The organism is Actinomycetospora sp. 2LY8.5 (genome assembly GCF_057180585.1).
On the sequence record NZ_JBXUHE010000028.1, the window covers coordinates 37,760 to 55,003 of the forward strand.

The 17,244-nt window shown below is 72.4% G+C and carries 16 protein-coding genes; 15 read left to right on the forward strand and 1 reads right to left on the reverse strand.

What is annotated here, in order from left to right; all coding sequences use genetic code 11:
- Positions 1-10: 10 nt before the first annotated feature.
- From AC2A1K_RS24615 to AC2A1K_RS24635, 5 genes are all read left to right on the forward strand, one after another.
- A complete protein-coding gene (locus AC2A1K_RS24615) occupies positions 11-1,180 on the forward strand; it encodes an acyl-CoA dehydrogenase family protein (RefSeq protein WP_483898971.1) in 1,170 nt (389 codons plus the stop codon).
- Positions 1,177-2,283, forward strand: coding sequence for an acyl-CoA dehydrogenase family protein (locus AC2A1K_RS24620; protein ID WP_483898972.1), 1,107 nt, complete (start codon positions 1,177-1,179; stop codon positions 2,281-2,283). Before AC2A1K_RS24615 ends, AC2A1K_RS24620 begins: the two co-directional genes overlap by 4 nt.
- Before the next feature lie 23 nt (positions 2,284-2,306).
- A complete protein-coding gene (locus AC2A1K_RS24625) occupies positions 2,307-3,989 on the forward strand; it encodes an AMP-binding protein (protein WP_483898973.1) in 1,683 nt (560 codons plus the stop codon).
- Entirely contained in the window at positions 3,986-4,912 is a 927-nt protein-coding gene (locus tag AC2A1K_RS24630) for an enoyl-CoA hydratase/isomerase family protein (protein ID WP_483898974.1), read from the forward strand. The genes AC2A1K_RS24625 and AC2A1K_RS24630 overlap by 4 nt, the downstream gene beginning before the upstream one ends.
- A gap of 108 nt (positions 4,913-5,020) precedes the next feature.
- Complete coding sequence (locus AC2A1K_RS24635) at positions 5,021-5,632, forward strand: TetR/AcrR family transcriptional regulator (protein ID WP_483898975.1); 612 nt, start codon at positions 5,021-5,023, stop codon at positions 5,630-5,632.
- A 147-nt stretch (positions 5,633-5,779) separates the two neighbouring features.
- Here AC2A1K_RS24635 and AC2A1K_RS24640 read toward each other — a convergent pair whose 3' ends face one another.
- On the reverse strand, positions 5,780-6,193 hold the full coding sequence (locus AC2A1K_RS24640; RefSeq protein WP_483898976.1) for an LLM class flavin-dependent oxidoreductase: 414 nt from the start codon (positions 6,191-6,193) through the stop codon (positions 5,780-5,782).
- Between the two features lie 90 nt (positions 6,194-6,283).
- Between AC2A1K_RS24640 and AC2A1K_RS24645 the strand changes: the two genes are divergently transcribed.
- The 10 genes from AC2A1K_RS24645 to AC2A1K_RS24690 all read left to right on the forward strand — a co-directional run bounded on the left by AC2A1K_RS24645 (position 6,284) and on the right by AC2A1K_RS24690 (position 17,240).
- Positions 6,284-7,294, forward strand: a complete 1,011-nt coding sequence (locus tag AC2A1K_RS24645; RefSeq protein ID WP_483898977.1) for an acyl-CoA dehydrogenase family protein — start codon at positions 6,284-6,286, stop codon at positions 7,292-7,294.
- Complete coding sequence (locus AC2A1K_RS24650) at positions 7,294-8,445, forward strand: acyl-CoA dehydrogenase family protein (protein ID WP_483898978.1); 1,152 nt, start codon at positions 7,294-7,296, stop codon at positions 8,443-8,445. The genes AC2A1K_RS24645 and AC2A1K_RS24650 overlap by 1 nt, the downstream gene beginning before the upstream one ends.
- Before the next feature lie 295 nt (positions 8,446-8,740).
- Positions 8,741-10,351, forward strand: a complete 1,611-nt coding sequence (locus tag AC2A1K_RS24655) for a class I adenylate-forming enzyme family protein (RefSeq protein WP_483898979.1) — start codon at positions 8,741-8,743, stop codon at positions 10,349-10,351.
- Between the two features lie 227 nt (positions 10,352-10,578).
- A complete protein-coding gene (locus tag AC2A1K_RS24660) occupies positions 10,579-11,946 on the forward strand; it encodes an MFS transporter (protein ID WP_483898980.1) in 1,368 nt (455 codons plus the stop codon).
- A 73-nt stretch (positions 11,947-12,019) separates the two neighbouring features.
- Positions 12,020-12,892, forward strand: a complete 873-nt coding sequence (locus tag AC2A1K_RS24665) for an alpha/beta fold hydrolase (RefSeq protein WP_483898981.1) — start codon at positions 12,020-12,022, stop codon at positions 12,890-12,892.
- Positions 12,893-12,973: 81 nt separating this feature from the next.
- Positions 12,974-14,077, forward strand: a complete 1,104-nt coding sequence (locus tag AC2A1K_RS24670; RefSeq protein WP_483898982.1) for an amidohydrolase family protein — start codon at positions 12,974-12,976, stop codon at positions 14,075-14,077.
- 49 nt (positions 14,078-14,126) lie between these two features.
- A complete protein-coding gene (locus AC2A1K_RS24675; protein WP_483898983.1) occupies positions 14,127-15,275 on the forward strand; it encodes an amidohydrolase family protein in 1,149 nt (382 codons plus the stop codon).
- The gene (locus AC2A1K_RS24680; RefSeq protein ID WP_483898984.1) at positions 15,265-15,693 is read left to right on the forward strand and encodes a Rieske (2Fe-2S) protein; all 429 of its coding nucleotides are present in this window, start codon (positions 15,265-15,267) and stop codon (positions 15,691-15,693) included. The genes AC2A1K_RS24675 and AC2A1K_RS24680 overlap by 11 nt, the downstream gene beginning before the upstream one ends.
- A 27-nt stretch (positions 15,694-15,720) precedes the next feature.
- Positions 15,721-17,031 (forward strand): NADH-ubiquinone oxidoreductase-F iron-sulfur binding region domain-containing protein, encoded by a 1,311-nt coding sequence (locus AC2A1K_RS24685; protein ID WP_483898985.1) that lies wholly within the window; start codon positions 15,721-15,723, stop codon positions 17,029-17,031.
- Entirely contained in the window at positions 17,028-17,240 is a 213-nt protein-coding gene (locus tag AC2A1K_RS24690) for a ferredoxin (protein WP_483898986.1), read from the forward strand. Before AC2A1K_RS24685 ends, AC2A1K_RS24690 begins: the two co-directional genes overlap by 4 nt.
- The last annotated feature ends 4 nt before the right edge of the window (positions 17,241-17,244 follow it).

Here is a 17,244-nt window from a genome sequence, read left to right on the forward strand (position 1 = left end):
GACGACCAGGGTGCAGGCGACGCTCGACCCGGAGCACCGCGAGTTCCTCTCGCGGTTCCGGTCCTACCTCGACGGTCTGGACGCCGACCTCGTCGAGGCCGCACGCCGGGAGAACATCGACGATCCGATGCAGGCGCGCGACGCCGGTCGGCGGTTCCTGCGCAGGCTGGGACAGGACGGGTGGCTCGGCGTCGCCTGGCCCCGGGAGGTCGGTGGTCTCGGCCTGTCCCCGATACACCACTGGCTGTTCGCCGAGGAGCTCTACCACCGGCGCCTGACCAACGGGCTCTCCACGTTCAACGTGGTCGGCCCGGCCATCGCGCTGCTCGGCGACGACGACCAGAAGGCCCGGTACCTGTCCGGCATCCTGCGGGGCGAGATCACTCTCGCGATCGGCTACAGCGAGCCCGACGCCGGCAGCGACCTGGGCGCGCTGCGCACTCGCGCGGTGCTCGACGGGGACGACTACGTCGTCACCGGCCAGAAGGTGTGGACCACCGGTGCGACCGAGGCCACGCATGTCTGGCTGGCGGTCCGGACCGGGGAGCAGGCCGACCGGCACCGTGGCATCACCGTGCTCGTCGTCCCGCTCGACGCGCCCGGGATCACCGTCAGGCCCATCCTGACCCAGGGCGGCGAGCAGACCAACGAGCTCTTCCTCGACCACGTCCGCGTTCCGCAGCGCGAGCGCATCGGTGCCGAGAACGAGGGCTGGCACGCGGTCACCACGGCCCTGAACTTCGAACGGATGTTCTACCACAACGAGCCGCGCTGGGAACTACGCCAGCTGACCGACTGGGCGGCGGACGAGGGCCTGCTCGACGGCGACGGGCCCGAGTCCGTCCGGGCGCTCGAGACGATCGGCGAGCTCGCGGTCGACGTGGAGATCTGCCGGATGTTCGCCCACCGCGGCGCGCGCATGCTCACCGCCGGGGAGGTCCCCGTCGCCGAGGCGTCGGTCAACAAGATCTGGTGGGGGGAACTGCGCCAGCGTGTCTGCGACTCGGGTCTCGACCTCGTCGGGGAGCGGGGGACGCTGGCGCTCGGCGACGACGAGGCGCCGGCGGGCGGTCATCTCGAGCGGGGACTGCGGTCCTCGCCGGTCTGGCGTTTCGGCGGGGGAACCAACGAGATCCAGCTCGACATCATCGCGACGCGCAGGTTGGGGATGCCCCGATGACCGTGACCGAGGTCGAGGACCGGACCGCCCTGGCCGCCACCGCTCGGTCGTTCTTCTCGAGCTTCGTCGACAACGAGCACCTGAACCGGGTCGAGGGGTCCGCGGCGCAGTACGAACCGGACCGCTGGCGCCGGATGACCGAGCTCGGGTGGACCGCCATCGATCAGCCCGCGCACGTCGGGGGGTCCGGTGGCTCGCTCGCCGACGCCGCGACCGTCGCCCGCGAGGCCGGGCGGGCGGCGTACGCCTCGCCGCTGCTGGCCACGATGCGGGCCGGCACCGTGCTGCGGGCGCTGGACACCGACGGCCGGTCCGACGCCGCCTGCTCCCGCATCGCGGTGGACGGCGTCCCGGCGGCGCTGGTGGCTCCCGCCGACCCCGTCGTCGCGGCCGCCGCCGAGGGCGACGGCTACCTCCTGTCCGGACCGCCGGTGGTGGTCGAGTGGGCCGAGCAGGCCGAGATCGTGGTGGTGCTCGTCCCCCTGGACGGCGGGGACCGCTCGCTGTGCTTCACCGTCGACCGGAACGAGCTGGGTGATCGGGTCGTCCCGGCGCGCAGCACCGACAACGAATCGGTGGCCCTGGTCGACCTCGGCGGGCTCCGGGTGCCGGGCACGGGCGTCGTGGCGGCCACGGACGACGCGGCGCGCGCCGTGGGGCGGGCCGACCTGCTGCGGGCCGCCGCCATGGTCGGTGGTGGTGAGGCCGTGCTCGAGATGTCGGCGCGGTACGCCCGCGAGCGCCAGCAGTTCGGCGCGCCGATCGGCGCCAAGCAGGCCGTCCGTCACCATCTCGCCCGGATGGCCATCGCCGCCGACGCCGCGGAGCTCGCCTGCGCGGAGGCGCTGGACCTGGCCGTCCTGGACACCGACCGCTGGGTGAACTGCGCTGTGGCCGCCTTCACGGCCGGCCGCTCCTACGTCGAGATCGTCCTCACCGCGGCCCAGGTGCACGGCGGTATCGGCACCACCACCGAGCACGTGCTGCACCACCACTTCCGCCGGGCCAAGTCCATGCAGCTGCGCTTCGGACGCAGCGGGCCCCGACTGCGGGAGATCGCGCGGGCGCTCGTGTGCCGGGGGGAGGGGGACCCATGGACGTGAGGGACGTGAGGGACGTGAGGGACGTGACCGGCACGTCCGGCATGGTCGAGGCGACGGGCACCGACCCGGCGGGTCCGGGGGAGGACACCGGGGTCCCGGCCGCGGTGCGCGACGCGCGCACGGTCGACACCGTGTTCCGTGCTCGGCTGGAGGCCACGCCGGAGGCGCCGTTCGTCGCGGTCGGCACCGACTGGCTCACCTTCGCCGAGCTCGACGAGCGCAGCGACCGCTTGGCCACCGGCCTCGCGCGGCTCGGAGTCGGGCGCGGCGACCGGGTGGCGTGGCTCCTGGCCAACCGTCTCGAGACCGTCGACATCCTGATCGCGGTGGCCAAGCTCGGCGCGGTCCAGGTGCCGCTCAACTACTGGCTCAAGGGCGCCTTCCTCGCCGACCAGCTCACCGACTGCGACCCGTCCGTGCTCATCGCCGACGGCCCCGGCCTCGCGGCGGCAGGGCCGCACCTCGCCGACTCACCGGTGCGCGACGTGGTGGCCGTCGACGGCCCGGGGGCGGCCTCAGTGCCGTACAGCGATCTTCTCACCGAGCGCACCACGTTCGACCCGCGAGCCCGGCCCGGCGATCTCGTCTCGATCATGTACACGTCCGGCACCACCGCCGCGGCCAAGGGCTGCATGCTCAGCACCGGGTACTACGTCTCGGTCGGCCGCGCCTACGGGGCGGTGCGGTGGGCGGTGCCGGGGGACCGGATCTACACCGGTTTCCCCATGTACCACACCAGCGGACAGATGGTCACGTTCATGACCGCGCTCGTGAACGGGGCGTCGATCGTCGTGGCTCCGGAGTTCCACGCGTCGACGTTCATGACCGAGGCGGCCACGGCGGACGCGACGGTCCTCGTCGGGGTCGGGCCGATGGGAAACATGATCCTCGAGCAGCCGCCCGCTCCCCACGACGGGGCTCACGCGTTCCGGCTCGCCACCTGGGTCCCCATGGCACCGGAGCGCCAGCTCGAGTTCGAGCGCCGCTTCCGCACTCCGGTCATGGCCGAGGGATACGGGCAGACCGAGTGCGTCCCGGTGCTGTGCACCGACCCGGACGGGCCGCGACGGCGATCCTCGTCCGGCCTCCCCTCCCCGCTGCTCGACGTGCGGGTCGTCGACGCCGACGACGTCGAGGTGGCGCCCGGCGAGAGCGGCGAGATCGTGGCGCGCCCGCGCGTCCCGGAGGCGATGTTCAGCGGCTACTGGCGCAAGCCGGACGAGACCGCGACCTCGCGGCGCAATCTGTGGCACCACACCGGCGATCTCGGAAAGGCCGACGAGGGTGGCACGATCACGTTCGTCGACCGTCGCAAGGACGTGGTGCGCCGGCGCGGGGAGAACGTGTCGTCGCTCGCGCTGGAAGGCGTGATCCGGGAGCACCCGGCGGTGGCCGACGTGGCGGTGAGCGCGGTGCCCTCGGGCCTCGGTGACGACGACATCAAGGCGAGCCTGGTGCTCGCCGCGGGCGCGGCGCTGACGGGTGCCGAGTTCGTCGCCTTCGTTCGCGACAAGGTCCCGTACTTCGCCGTGCCGCGGTACGTCGAGCTGCGTGAGTCCCTGCCCGCCAACGCCCTGGGGCGAATCATGAAGCACGTCCTGCGGGACGAGGGCGTGCCCGACGGGACCTGGGATCTCGAGGCGGAAGGGCCGGTCGTGCCCCGCGACCAGCGCCACGGGTCGCCGGCCGGCGAGGCCGCACCGTGAGCGACAGCACCGAGAGCGACAGCACCGGGAGCACCGGGAGCACCGGGAGCACTGACGTTCTCGTCGAGCGTGAGGGCGGTGTCATGCTCGTGCGGTTGAACCGACCGCAGCGCCACAACGCCGTCGGCGGCTCCCTGTTCCGGCAGCTGGCCGAGGCGTTCGACGAGGCCGGCCGCGACGACCGGGTGAGGGCCGTCGTGACCGTCGGCGTCGGCGACACCTACTGCGTCGGCGCCGACGTCGCGGACTTCGAGCGGGTGGCCGACCTGCCGGCGCGTGAGCTGCTGTGCAGCGACGCGATCGGTGGGGACAAGGGCCTGCGGGCATACTCCGCCCACGAGACCGTCACCGACGAGCTCGGCAACGCCGGACGCTGGGCCCTGCGGATGTGGGAGCTGGAGAAGCCCACGATCGCCGCCCTCAACGGCGCGGCGGTCGGCGGCGGGCTGGGTCTCGCCCTCCTGCACGACATCCGGTTGGCGTCGGAGACCGCTCGGCTCTCGACGTCGTTCGCCCCGGCGGGTCTGGCCCCGGAGCTGGGGATGAGCCTGCTGCTGCCGGCGCTGGTGGGCGCCTCCACGGCGGCCGAGCTGATGTTCACCGGACGGTTGATCACGGCGACGGAGGCCCGGGAGCTGGGACTGGTGTCCGAGTGCGTGGCGCCCGACGACCTCGAGCGACGCGCCCTCGAGACGGCCGGGCGGATCGCATCGATGCCGCCGATCGGCGTGCGTTTGAGCAAGCGGCTGTTGCGTCGCGCGTGGGCCCCTCACCTGGGCGACCAGCTGCGCGCCGAGCACGGGGCTCAGGTGGTGGCGTTCGACCACCCGGAGACCCGCGCCGCGCTCGAACGGCTCAGCGCTCGTGTCCTCGGCCGCGCCGATCGGGCGCCGGAGGTGGCCGCCGGGGGGCCTGTGCCGTGAGTGCCGTCTCGCCCATCCAACCGGTCGGCCGAGTATCCTGATCTCCGTGCGGTGCGGAGGAAGGAAACCGGTCGATGCCTGAGGTTGCCCTGATCCGGTCGGTGCGCAGTGCCTAGGCCGTCACGCCGGGCGGAGGTCCGAGCTACCGCGGCGCGCATCCTGCGCGAGCGTGGCTATCACGGGTCGACGATGGACCAGTTCGCCGAGGAGGTCGGGCTCAACAAGGGGACCTTGTATCACTACTACCCCTCGAAGAGCGCCATCCTCTACGAACTGCTCTCGGACCGGATCGACGCGACCCTCGAGCTGCTCGGTCGGGTCCCGCTGACCGGCACCGGGCTCGAGCGCATGCGGTTCTTCGTGCGCGAGCAGGTCGCGATGGCGGCGGCCCAGCCCGACGAGCTCGTCGTGTTCTTCCGGGAGCTGCCGTGGATCGACCTCGCGCTGGAACCGGAGCAGGCGAAGTCGCTGCGTCAGCGCATGTACCGCTACGAGGAGTTCGTCAAGTCGCTGCTGGCCGAGGGAGCGCGGACCGGCGAGTTCCGCTCGATCCACCCTCCGACGATCCTGTACTCGATCATCGGCATCCTGTCCTACATCCCCGACTGGTACCGGCGCCCCGCCGACCGCGGCGACGACGCGCTGGTCGACGAGATCACCGACTTCGTGATGCAGGGCCTGGCCGCACCGGAGATGGCGCCCGCGCTCGACCGTCGGTGAGGCGATCGTGCGGCGAGGGCGGCGCTCGCCCACCCGACACGCACGCTGCTCAGCCGGTCAGCTCGGCGAAGCGCTCGACGAAGCCGCCGAGCTCGTCGGCGGTCGCCTGCCGTGTGTCCGGAATCCGTGGCATCACGTGGAAGTCGGTCACACCGTGCGCCAGGAGGTGGGGTACCGGGGCGAAGGTCCGCGCAAGGTCCGCGCGAGGTCCGCACCGCCGTCCTCGCGGCGGTGGACCATCAGGTTCGCGGCCACCCGGAGCGAGCCGCGGGAGAGGGCGTCGAGGGTGGCGACGGTCTTGGCCAGCACGATCGGACGACGCAGTGCCGCGAGCAGGACCGTGGTCGTGAAGCGCAGCCGGTCGGTGACGGCGGTCATGGCGGCGACGGTGGTCAGAGGTTCGAGCCAGTGGCCGTCGGGCCCGGTCGGTTGCGCGGCCGCGGTGCGGCCGCCGCGTCTCGGGTCGGCGTACTCGCCGAGCTGTTCGCCGAGCACGATGTGGTCGGCGAGCAGGAGTCGGTCGACGTCGGCGTCCTCGGCGCCTCGGGCCTGGTCGAGCACCTTTGCGCGCGGTCGAGTTGACCTCACACGGCGGGCGAGGAATAGTCAACTAAACAGTTGGGATCGCTGACGCGGCCGCGGGAGGACACGGTGGACCTCGACCTCTCCGACGACGAGCGCAGCCTGGTCGCGACGTTCGCACGGGTCCTCGACCGGGAGTCGTCGGTGGCGCGGGTGCGCCGGGCCCTCGCGAGCGGTTTCGACCCGGCGCTGTGGTCGACCCTGCACGCCCTCGGGATCGTCGACATGGTCGTCCCGCACGAGCGCGGGGGTGGCGGCGGCGGGATGCTGCAGCTCGCCCTCGTCGCGGAGCTCGCCGGACGGCGCCTGATGTGCGTGCCCCTGGTCGAGGCGGCCGTCGCCGCCCGCGAGCTCGCCGATCTGGCCGATGCCGGCGCGAGGGCGGTCGGCGACGAGGAGATCGTGCTGGTGGCCCCGGCCGCGGCCGAGGACGGGGTGGCGGTCCTCGTGCCGGGCGGAGCCGTGGCGGACGCGATCCTCGCGCTCGACGAGGACGCGTGGGTGCTCGTGCGCGGGGAGGCACCGGGCGCCCGGCCGGACCTCGGATTCCTGGCCGCGGCCGACCGGCCCCTGCGGGGGCCCGACGTCCGGCGCCGGGTCCTGGCCACCGGCGAGGCGGCCCGCGCGGCGTGGGAGCGGGCCCGCGGGCGATGGCGGCTGGGGGCGGCGGCCTCGTGCGCGGGCCTCGGGGCCGAGGCGCTCGAGGTCGCCGGGCGCTATGCGCGCGAGCGCGAGCAGTTCGGGGTCCCGATCGGCTCCTTCCAGGCCCTCCAGCAGCAGCTTGCCGACGCCGTGTCGGCCGTGGACGGCGCCCGGCTGCTCGCGTTGGAAGCGGCCTGGCGGCACGACCGCCAGGACCCGGCGTGGTCGGCCGCCGCCGCGGTCGCGTTCGCGGTCGCCGCCGCGGCGGCCGTGCGGGCCGCCGAGACGTGTCTGCACGTGCACGGCGGCTACGGCTTCACCCTCGAGTACGACGCCCAGCTCTTCGTGCGTCGTGCCAAGGCGTGCTCGCTCGTGGCCGGCGATCCCGAGACGCTCTGGGAGGAGATCGGGAGGACGTCGATGGTCGGAGCATCCTGATGGACTTCTCGATGCACGAGCGCGGTGAGCGACTGCGTGGCGAGGTCCGGGACTTCCTCGCCGAGCACCTGACCGACGACGTCCGGGCCCGGGTGGCGGCGACCGGCACCTATCACGACGGAGAGTTCCACCGGGCGCTCGCGCGACGCGGCTGGGTCGGCGCGGCGTGGCCGGTGGCCGACGGCGGGGCCGGGTGGGAGCGGGCCGAGGTGGATGTGCTCTACGAGGAGCTGGCGGCGGCCGGAGCACCCGTCGAGGGCCTCGCCGTCACCCTCGTCGTCGCCGAGACCGTTCGCCGTGTCGGCACACCCGGACAGAAGCGTCTGGTGCTGCCCGCGGTCCGTGCGGGACGAATGCTGCTGAGCCTGGGTTACACCGAGCCCGACGCCGGCTCGGACCTGGCCGCGGTGCGCACGGCGGCCGTGCACGACGGGGACGGCTGGCGGATCACGGGCCAGAAGAACTTCACGACCCACGCCCACGAGGCGGACTACGTGTTCCTTCTCGCCCGCTCCGACCCGACCGTGGCCAAGCACGCCGGGCTGACGACGTTCCTGGTCCCGACCTGTGCGCCGGGCTTCTCGGTGTCGCCCGTGCACACCCTCAGCGGGGAGCGCACCAACCTGACCTTCTACACCGATGTGCGGGTGGGCGACGACGCGCGGGTGGGCGACGAGGGCGAGGGCTGGCGGATCGTCAGCCTCGCGCTGGCCTTCGAGCGCGGTGGCGAGTTCGCCGCGCAACTGCGCCGGCTGGTGCGCGCGGCGATCTCGTGGGCCCACGAGTCGGGACGCTCGCGCGACCCCCGGGTGCTCAGCCGGCTGGGCCGGGTCGTCGCGGAGACCGAGGCGGCCCGGCTGCTGGGTGCGCGGGCCAGCTGGTCGCGATCGGGCGAGCGGGGCGGTGCGGTGGAGGGCGCGATCGCGAAGGTGTACGGGACCGAGGCGCTGGTGCGCGGGGCCGGGGCGCTGCTCGAGACCGCGGGTGCCCGCGCCCTGCTCGATCCGGGGTCCGCGGGCGCCCCCGCCGCAGGAGAACTGCAGCAGCTCTATCGTGAGGCTCAGATCGCCACCCTGTACGGGGGGACGAGCGAGATCCTGCGAGGGCTGATCGCCGAGCAACGTCTCGGGCTCCCCCGCAGCCGCCGCTGATCGCACCTCGACCGGATGGTCAGGAGGCGGGCGGGCCGAGGGCGTGTTCGGCGATCTGGTTCAGCACGACGTCGTGATCCCCGGCCGAGCCCTCCTCGCCGGACCTCACGATAACCAACTCTGCGGTCAGCAACCTAGCGCCTCCTTGCTCCGGGGTCGAGGAGTCCGGACCGACGCCTGCCCGGTGAAGCTGCTCCTGGGCGTTGCGCCGGGGTGAGCGTGTGTTCCAAGATGGTGAAACCGACCACCTAGTTGGACACCGGAGATGGCGCCTTCATCGGGACGGGAGACACGCATGGTTGCGGAGACGACGACCGCTCGGGAGACGACCGGCTCGGGCCTGGCCGTGTGGACGGCCGACCGGATCGACGAGCTGCTCGACGAGTCGGTCGCCGACGTGCTGGATCGGCAGGTGGTCGCACACCCGGAGCGGCCCTTCTTCTACCGACAGGTCGACGGTCGGTTGGTGCCGGTCACGTACGCCGAGCTCGGCGAGCGGGTGTGGCCTCTCGCCCGAGCCCTGGCCGGTGCGGCCGCGCCCGGCTCGCGGGTGTCGATCTGGTCGCGCAACAGCGTCGAGTGGATCGTCCTCGAGTGCGCGTGTGCTCTGGCCGGGCTGGTGATCGCTCCGTTCAACACCGGATGGACCGACGCCGAGGTGCGACACGCCGCGGAGCTGGCCGAGCCGGTGCTCGTCGTGGCGGGCGCCGGTCATGACGGGGAGAGCCTGGCCACGCGGGCGCGGGAGTGCTGCGGGGCGGACCGCGTGATCGAGCTCGGGCGCGTCGACGAGTGGGCGGTCGGGCGAGTGGCCGGCACGCTGCCCGCCGTCGGGCCCGACGACCCGTTCCTGATCCAGTTCACCTCGGGCACGACCGGGCGGGCCAAGGGTGCGCTGCTGACCCACCGGGCGGTGCTCAACGCCGCCCTGACGCGAAACCGCCACGACGTCGTCGGCGACGAGGACGTGTGGCTCAACCCCGTGCCGTACCACCACATCGGTGGGTCCTGCTTCGTCATCCTCGGCGCGCTGGTCGACGCGGGCGCGTTCGTCGTCGTGGAGAAGTACGTGCCCGCCGAGACGATGGCTCTGCTCGACCAGGGCGTGGTGAAGCGGATCGGCGGGGTCCCCACGATGGTGATCGACGCGATGGACCACCTCGGGCCGGGCTCGGCGGGGCTGCGCTCGGTCGCGATGGGGGCGGCGACCGCAACCCCGGCTCTGGTGGAGCGCATCCAGGCCGAGCTGGGCGCGCCCGTGATCAACACCTACGGCCAGTCGGAGTGCCCGATGATCACTTCCACGGCGCCCGGGTCCGACGCGGCGACCGTCGCGACCACCGTCGGCCGTCCGGTCGCCGGGGCCGACCTGCGGATCGTCGACCCGGAGTCCGGTCACATCGTCCTGCGGGGCGCCGTCGGGGAGATCCAGACGCGGTCCCCCTACGTCATGCGCGAGTACTGGCGGATGCCCGAGCGGTCCGCGGAGACCATCACGGCGGACGGCTTCCTGCGCACCGGCGACCTCGGCTCGATGAGCGCCGACGGGGACGTCACGTTCCGGGGCCGGGTCCGCGACGTGATCATCCGTGGCGGGGAGAACATCTATCCGGCCGAGGTCGAGGACGTGCTGTTCCGGCACCCCGGGGTCCGGACCGCCGTCCTCGTCGGACTGGACGACGAGCGCCTCGGGGAGCGGGTGGCCGCGGCCGTCGTCCGGGCCTCGGGGTCGACGGTGACCGCGGAGGAGCTTCGCGCGTACCTCGCCGGCGAGGTCGCGCGCTTCAAGATCCCGGTGGTCTGGCGGTTCGTCGACCAGCTTCCGATGACGGCCTCGGGCAAGGTCCAACGGTTCGTCCTGCGCGATCGGTTCAACTCCGGGGACGACGTCGCCGGGGAAACCTGAGAAATCCGTCCGCGGAACGCCTTGCCCGAGGTCACCGCACTTGTTAACTTCGCCACTGCTGATGCGAACAAGTTTCTGGTCGCACCTTCACAGCCGCCACGTGTCGATCGCGCCGGGGAGCGCACCCGCACGGCTCTTGCGCCGGTGCGCCGCGCGATCGACCGGCCCGATCGACATCCCGGTCCCCGTGTGAGAGACGCCGTCACCGACGCCGAACGAGGTTCGTCATGCCCGTCGCCGTACAGACCCCGCGCTTCGCGGCGCGAGACCTGATCGCCTTCCGCGGATATCCGCAGGCCGGGATCGCCTGGCTCCAGTACGGCACCGCCATCGGGGCCGTGTACTTCGTCGCGGGGCCACTGCTCGCCGGAATGCTCAAGGACGTGACGTGGGGCATCGCCGTCGCCTCGACGGCCCTGCTCATCCGCGGCCTGCTCGGTGTCGTCATCAATCCGCTGACCGGGTGGGCGGTGTCGCGGTACGGGATCCGTCCGGTGGTGGTGAGCGGCGGCATCGGGACCGCGGCGTTCACCGCGCTGACCGGCATGGTGACCAGCCCGCTGCAGTTCATCGTGGTCTTCGGCGTCGCGCTCAGCCTCGCCGACGCGTTCATGGGTCACCTCCCGGCCGCGACCGTCGTGCAGCGATGGTTCCTGGCCCGACGCGCGACGGTGATGGGCTTCGTCAACTCCGGTGCCGGCTTCGGGGGGCTGATCTTCGCTCCGTTGATGGCGGTGCTGATCAATGCGTTCGGCTGGCGTACGGCCCTGTACGTGCTGGCCGGGATCATCCTGGTCCTCGCGCTGCCCGCGCTCGCGCTGCGCAACGGGCCGCGCGACGTCGGTCAGTGGGTGGACGGCGTCGAGGGACGGGTGATCCCCGAGCGGGGGGTCGCCGATGACATGGGGACGCCGCAGCAGACCGCCGGGCAGATCGTGCGCTCCCCGCTGTTCTGGATGCTGTTCACGGTCTTCGGCATCGAGTCCTGGGCGCTCGGGGTCTACGCCGCACACCAGGTGACCTACCTCGACACGATCGGCGTGGGTGCGATCGCGTCGTCCGGAGCCCTCGGCATCTCCGGCGGGGTCGCGGCCGTGTCCGGGATCGTGTTCTGCCGGCTCAGCGACCGGGTGAGTCCGTACTACGTGCTGATCGGGGCCACCGTCGCCATGACGGTGGGCTCGGTCGTGTTCCTCCTGGCCCGCAGCGAGGTCCTGCTCTACCTGTTCGCGGTCCTCTTCGGCGCCGGGTACGGGCTCCTCGTGCCGACGATCCCGACCGCGCTGAGCCGCTACTTCGGCGCGCGCGACTTCTCGCGCGCCTTCGGCATCGGCACCGTCGTGGTGAGCGTGATGGGTGGTCTCGGACCGTTCGTGACGGGGCTGCTCGTGGACGCCACCGGCAGCTTCACGATCCCCATCTACCTGGTCACCGGCCTGCTCGTGGTCTCGGTCGCCGTCGCCGTCGCCAGCCGCCCTCCGAACTACGCGCTGCGCTCCGTCGACCGGGTGGACGACGTGCACCCGGCCGGGGCCGACGTGGCGGGCGCCGCACGGCCCAAGGACACCCCCGAGGAGCCGGTCACGCCCGCGTGACGCGGGTCGGGCCGGTCCACCCCGGCCCCGGTGCCATCCGGGGCCCAGAGGATCGACAGGCGAGGAGGAGCACGTGCCCGAGATCGAGGTCAACGGCGGAGTGGTGGTCTACGAGTTCGTGGGCCCCGAGGACGGCGAGGTCGTGGTGGTCACCCCCGGTGGACGGTTCGGCAAGGACCATCCCGGCATCCGCCCGTTCGCCGACGCCCTGGCCGCGGGCGGGAAACGGGTCCTGCTGTGGGACCGGCCGAACTGCGGGGCCTCCGACGTGCAGCTCTACGGGCGCAGCGAGTCGCACATGCGTGTGGACACCCTCGCCGGGCTGCTCGACGGGCTCGGGATCGAGCGGGTCATCGCGGCCGGCGGGTCCGGCGGGGCCCGCGACTCGATCGTGTTCTCGATGCTCCACCCCGAGAGGGTCCGCAAGCTCGCGGTCTGGTCCATCGTCGGCGGGACGTTCAGCACCATGAACCTCGCGATGGTGTACGTCATGCCCGAGTTGCGCACCGTCCGCAGCTCGGGCATCGAGGGCATCCTCGAGCTCTCGGGTCCCGCGGGGAGCTGGGCCGATCTCGTGGCCGCGAACCCCCGCAACCGGGACCGGCTGCTCGCGCTCGGTGCCGAGGAGTTCGAACGCGTGATGACGCGCTGGCTCGACGCGTTCATCCCGAAGCCCAACGAACCGATCCCCGGGGTCGCCGACTGGGAGTTCGAGGACGTCCGCGTGCCCACGTTGATCATCCGAGGCGGGGAGCGGGACGTCGATCACCCGAAGCGCACGTCGATGGACGTCCACTGCCTGATCAAGGACTCTCGACTGATCGAACCTCCCTGGGCCGAGGACGCCTGGGAGAAGGCCTCGAAGGCGGCCGCCGAGGGCCGCGGCAGCCTGTTCGATCCCTGGGTCGAGGCTGCGCCCACGTTGCTGGCCTTCTTCGACGAGTGAGTGTCGGGCCGCCCTTGTCCGGGCGGGTGACCATCACTACTCTGCGAACAGAAGTTAGGTCGCGCTGGGAGGCGACGTCGAATGACCGAACCCGACGGACGGACCCCGCTCATCGATGCGAGCGTGCATGCGTTCTTCGCCTCGAAGAACGATCTGCGCAGCTACCTCCGGGAGCCGTTCGCGAGTCGGGGCATCCCGGACTACGAGATGGACTTCTACGGCGCGCCCGGTGGTGAGTACCTGGGCTCCGCCGAGGTCGACGGCGGTGGTCATGCCGGATCGGATCCGGAACTGGTCGGTCGCGCCCTGTTCGTCGAGCGCGGGGTGGACGTCGCGATCGTGCACACCATGACGCCCGGCAACCTGCCCGATCGGCATCTGAACTCGGCGGTCAAGGCAGCGCACAACCAGATGCTCGCCGAACGCTGGCTCGACGCCGGGACCTGGGCCGAGCGGTTCCGCGGCACCATCCGGATCGACGTCGAGGACGTGGCCGGGGCGGTGCGGGAGATCGAGCGGTGGTCCGACCATCCGCGGATGGTCCAGATCGGGCTGCCCCTGCAGACCCGGGATCTCTACGGCCACCCGAGGTACGCGCCGATCTGGGCGGCGGCCGCCGCCGCGGGGCTGCCGGTCGCCGTGCACATCGAGGTGGGCAGCGGGGTGGACGTCTCGCCGACGCCGTCGGGCAACACCCGGACCTACCCGCAGTACCTCGGGTTCATGGCGCTGAACTACCTGTACCACCTGATGAACATGATTGCCGAAGGGGTCTTCGAGAAGTACGACCTGACGGTGGTGTGGGCCGACGGCGGCGCGGACCTGGTCACCCCGTTCATCTGGCGGATGGACACGTTCGGTCGCCCGCACCTCGAGCAGACACCGTGGGCGCCGCGCATCCCCAGCGACTACCTGTCGGAACACGTCCGCTTCGTCACGAGCTCGGTGGACGGTCCGGACGACGACGCCGTCGCCGCGGAGTGGTTGGGCATGACCGGCAAGGAGGACATGGTCATGTTCGGGTCGAGCTACCCGCACTGGCACGCGGGCGACCCCGCCGCGACGACCGCGGGTCTGCGATCCGAGCAGCGCGAGAAGGTGCTGTGGCGCAACGCGGCAGCGCTCTACGGGATCGAGGTGGCCACGCCGACGACGCACGGCCCAGCCGTGAGCCTCCAGCCGTGAGCCCACGGGTCCTGAGTCCAGCCCTGAGTCCCCGCGAGAAGGAGCAGAGATGACCCTGACCGAGGTCCGGGAACGCGTCCCCGAGGCGAACCGCATGGTGCCGGTCCGGGTGGTCGACTCGGACGTCCATCCCGTCCCGCGGATCGGCGAGTTCACCGAGTTCGTCCCGGACGCCTTCCGGGACGCGCTGCTGTCGCACCCGGTGGGTGACACCATCACCTACGACGCGCCCGACTACGCACACGCGATGGCGATGCGTCTTGACGCGTTCCCCGGCGACGGCAACTTCGCCGGCAGCGACCCCGAGATGGCGTTCCGCCACGTCGTGCTGGAGGCCGGCTGCGACTTCGCCGTGCTGGAACCCCTCGCCCGGGGCCACCGTGTGCCGGAGGTGGCGTCGGCGTCGGCGACCGCCACCAACCGGTGGCTCGACGCGACCTGGCTGACCGGGCCCGCGAACCGGCACGGTCGCTGGCGCGGGTCCATCTACGTCGCGATCGAGGATCCGGCGGGTGCCGCGCGCGAGATCGAGCACTGGGCCGGCCACCCAGCCATGTCCCAGGTGCTGATCCACGCCGAACCCCGGCCGTCCTGGGGCGATCCGCGCTACGACCCGATCTGGGCGGCGGCCACCCGACACGACATCACGGTGGCGTGCCACCTCGGTCGGGGGCAGTACGAGAACGCGCCCCGCCCGCCGGTCGGGTGGCCGAGCTACAACCACGACTTCATGGTCACCTACTCGCTGCTGGCGGCGAACCAGGTGATGAGCCTGGTGTTCGACGGGGTCTTCGAGCGCTTCCCGACGCTGCGGATCGCGCTGATCGAGCACGCCTTCACCTGGATCCTCCCGCTGATGTGGCGGATGGACAAGATCTACGAGCTGCGTCGTGGCGACCTGCCGCACCTCGGTCGGCGTCCCTCCGAGTACGTCCGCGACCACATCTGGTTCTCCACCCAGCCGTTGGACTATCCCGAGGACAAGCTCGAGCTGACCCGGGCGATGGAGCTGATGCGGGCCGACGAGCTGCTGCTGTTCTCCACGGACTACCCGCACTGGACCTTCGACGACCCCTCCTGGGTGGTCAAGCACATCCCCGAAGGGATGCGCGACGCCATCATGTTCGCCAACGGTCTCCGTCTCTACGACCTGCCCGCGACGGTGCCGGCCCTCGAGGGTCAGAAGCGTGTCCACTGAGGCACCCCGGGCGGCCGGGGCGCCGGCGAGACCGGTCCCCGTCCGCGACCGTCTGCCCGCGGGACGCGAGCACGTGGTCGGCCGGGTCGACGAGATTCGTCCCGGGACGTCGAAGGTGGTGCCCATCGGGCGGCACGGGGTCGGCGTCTACAACGTGAACGGCACGTTCTACGCCATCGCGAACTACTGCCCGCACGAGGGCGGCCCGCTGTGCGCGGGGCGACTCGGCGGGCGCACCGTCACCGACGCGCGGGCTCCCGGCGGCGCGGCCCTGACCCAGCCCGGCGAGTGGATCTACTGCCCCTGGCACCAGTGGGGTTTCGAGCTCGCCACCGGCACCACGGCCGTGAAACCGGAGTGGACGATCCGCACCTACCCGGTCCGGGTCGAGGACGGCGAGGTCATCGTCGGCGCCTAGCGCGCCCCGACAGAGCGAGGAGATCGTATGGGGTCCGCCGGGCCGGGTACGCCGCGCACGGGTGCGTTCCCCGGCACATCACCGAGGCTGGTCCGCTCCGAGGTCACGGCCGAGACGCTCGCCGAGTACGCACGCCACGGCTACCGCGCACCCGCGGATCCCGGAACCCTCGTCGGCCTCGTCGACGAGGCCGGGCTGCGCGGGCGCGGCGGGGCCGCCTTCCCCACCGGGCGCAAGATGCGCGCCGTCCGGGCGGGCGGCGGCAGGCCCGTCGTGGTCGCCAACGGGGAGGAGGGCGAGCCCACCTCGATCAAGGACCGCTGGTTGATGCGGATGCGCCCCCATCTCGTCCTCGACGGTGTCCGGCACGCCGCCGGAGCGGTCGGCGCGGACCTGGCCTACGTCTACCTCTCCGATCCGGCCGCCGAGCGTGCGGTGCGGGCCGCCCTGGTCGAGCACCCGCCGGACGAGCTCGACGTGCGCGTGGTCCGCGTGCCGCCCGGATACGTCGCCGGGGAGGAGACCGCGGCCGTGCGCTACCTCGACGGCGGGCCCGCGAAGCCCCGCGACAAGCCGCCGCGACCTTTCGAGTCCGGTGTGCACGGGCGACCGACACTCGTGTCGAACGTGGAGACCCTGGCGAACCTCCCGGTGCTCGTCCGGCTCGGGGTCGAGGGATACCGCGCCGTCGGCACGGCGGGCTCGCCGGGCACGTTCCTGATGACCCTCGGCGGAGAGTGCTCGACGCCGGGGCTGTACGAGGTCCCTTTCGGTGTACCGCTGCGCGACGCGGTCGCGGTGCTGGGCGGGGCACCCGAGGGCTCACCGGGTTTCCTCATGGGCGGCTATTTCGCCGGGCTGCTCCGGGCCCCGGGCGGGGCCGTGCCGCTGGACTACGACGCGCTGTCGGCGTCCGGCAGTGGCCTGGGCTGCGGAGCGGTCGTCGTCCTCGGACCGGAGGACTGCCCGGTCGCCGTGGCCGCCCGGGTGATGGCCTACTTCGCCCGGGAGAACGCTGCTCAATGCGGCTCGTGCTTCAACGGCACCGCGGCCATGAGCGCCGTCCTGACCGCGCTGCGGGCGGCACGAGCGACCGACGAGGACCTCGACCGGCTGCGGCACTGGTCGGTGTTCCTGCGTCGACGCGGTGCCTGCGCGACCCTCGACGGGGCGGCCCAGCTGGCTGCCTCGCTGCTGCGGGAGTTCCCGGCCGCCGTCGACGTGCACCGCCGTCGTCCCTGTGCCCACTGCGACGAGCCCGACCACGGCGACGCCCCGCGACCGTTCGCGGTCGAGGAGGCGCACACCCGGCCCGAGCTGACGGGGAGTCCCGGATGAGGATCAAGCTGGACCGGACGGTGTGTGACGGGTTCATGCGCTGCGCCGAGTACGCCCCCCACGTCTTCTCCCTCGACGAGTGGGGCTACGCCTCGCTGACCGGCGACGGCGAGATCGCCGACGGCGACGAGGGTGACGTCCGGCGGGCGCTGCTCGACTGCCCCGCGCACGCCATCGTCGAGATCGAGGACCGGCGCGGCGCGGGCTGACCCG